The 1730-nt window shown below is 70.8% G+C and carries 2 protein-coding genes and 1 pseudogene; all 3 read right to left on the bottom strand.

The genetic code is table 11. The features are described from left to right. Positions 1 to 91: pseudogene (locus V7067_RS17755) on the bottom strand (bacterioferritin); the annotation flags it as partial. A gap of 343 nt (positions 92 to 434) precedes the next feature. After that, positions 435 to 965: a hypothetical protein gene (locus tag V7067_RS17750; RefSeq protein ID WP_334177207.1), complete on the bottom strand. Its 531-nt coding sequence runs from the start codon at positions 963 to 965 to the stop codon at positions 435 to 437. A gap of 394 nt (positions 966 to 1359) precedes the next feature. Continuing rightward, a partial coding sequence (locus tag V7067_RS17745) for a fructose-bisphosphatase class II (RefSeq protein WP_334177206.1) occupies positions 1360 to 1730 on the bottom strand: 371 nt, incomplete at its 5' end.

Below are 1730 nucleotides of genomic sequence, written 5' to 3'. Positions count from 1 at the left end.
GGCGATAGTGAAGCCAGTACTGATTGATCGCCGCAAGCTCATGCTTCAGCGACTTATTCAGTATCTCCAGGACTTCCGGATCGCCCTTCATTATGAACTCCGTCTTTTCCGGCACTGCCCGTGCTGCTGCGGTGGCCTGCCGCCCAAGGTATGGCACCGGTTTAATCATTCCGGTTCAAAGGGCGCAATAGGGGAATTTGCGTAACAGGCCGCCGCCGGCGGCTGGCGACAGCCGGCCGACAGGTTGCCGCACCGCAAGCCCGGCGCGGAAAAGCGCGGCAGCAACGCCCGGCAAGGGCGCCGGGAACAGGATTCAGGCAAGCGGGATTCGGGCGAGAGGGTTGGGGCAAGAGGCCGGACGGAAGGCCGGCCAGGAGGCCCGACAGGCGCATTCGGCCACGCCGCAAAGGCCGGGCCGCACGGCGCAGCCGCGCTCAGGCCGTGCGCCGCAGCGGCGCTTCCGCGGCCGCTGTCGCATGAGACGATGCGAGGCGCCCGCCGAGATCGACCACCACGGCGCCGCCGGCGGCCGCATCCCCGGCCGCGGCGGGTTCGTCGCCCGCCGCCGCAGCCTGCGCCGCCCCGTGCGGCACGGCGGGGCCGGCCGCCTCCGGCGCTGTGGCATCCGCGGGCGCACAGTCCGCGCCGCAGCCGCAGCCGGTGCCGGCTTCGGGCACGCAGGGCGCACCGGCGGCCTTCAGGGCCGCCGCGAGCCGGGCCGACAGCAGCACGCGGCCGGAGCGCGCCGAGCGCTCCACGCGCACATCGGCAATCTCGGCTTCCACCGCCGCCTTGTGAATCACTTCCACGACCAGCGGAAAGCAGCCGCCGCAGTCCGGCCGGCAGCCCAGCGTGCGGAACACCACGCCCGGTGTGATGACGCCGCGCTCGGGCTCGGCAACGATCTCGCCTGCGGCACGCGCCAGCGCACGGTCAGACAGCCGGTTACAGGAACACACGATCATGCAGGCCGCTCATCCCTCGCTCGCCGCGACACGGCCGGCCGCAGGCCGGGCCGGCACCGTGCCGGCTTCGGCCTCAGGCACTGCCTGCGCCAATCCGCACCCGACCGCAGGCCTTGTTGCTGCCGCGACCGGACACCCTCCCCTGCCTTGCGCGACCGGCGGCACCGCCCCTCCGCGTGTCGCGGAGGCCGGCCACCGGGGTGCGGGTGGGAAGCGTTGTTCTCGTCGCCCGCTCCTCCGCCCGCAGTACCGCGCCCGGAGAGCATCATGCTTCTGCGACCCAAACGCAAGTGCAGAAATGATACGCCGGCCTGCGCGCAATAAAAAAGGAGCGCAGCCGGTGGCTGCGCTCCCTGAAGGCATCGCCGCACCCGGCCTTGCGGCCGGGACAGGCTCACTTCGTCTCGGCGAACTTCTCCACGAAGGGATGACGCGACTTGATCCAGCGTTCGGTGCGGGTGGCCGAGCGCATCACGAGGGTCTCGGTGTAGATGCCCTTGTAGCCGAAGCGCACGCCGGACAGCAGCGAACCGTTGGTCACGCCGGTGGCCGCGAAATAGACGTCGCCCGAGGCGAGCTCGAACAGGTCGTACTTCTTGTTCGGCTCTTCGATGCCCATGCGCTTGGCGCGCGCCACCTTCTCATCGCTGTCGAGCAGCAGACGGCCCTGCATCTGGCCGCCGATGCAGCGCAGCGCGGCCGCCGCCAGCACGCCTTCCGGCGCGCCGCCGATGCCGAGATAGATGTCGACGCCGGTCACTTCCG

Origin of the sequence: Pseudoxanthobacter sp., assembly GCF_036822375.1 — a bacterium.
Lineage (GTDB): Bacteria > Pseudomonadota > Alphaproteobacteria > Rhizobiales > Segnochrobactraceae > Pseudoxanthobacter.
This window is presented reverse-complemented; position numbering and strand designations above follow the sequence as displayed.

Excerpts from the sequence above, each read along its gene's own strand:
- V7067_RS17750 (WP_334177207.1), bottom strand. The coding sequence starts at position 965 with ATGATCGTGTGTTCCTGTAACCGGCTGTCTGACCGTGCGCTGGCGCGT.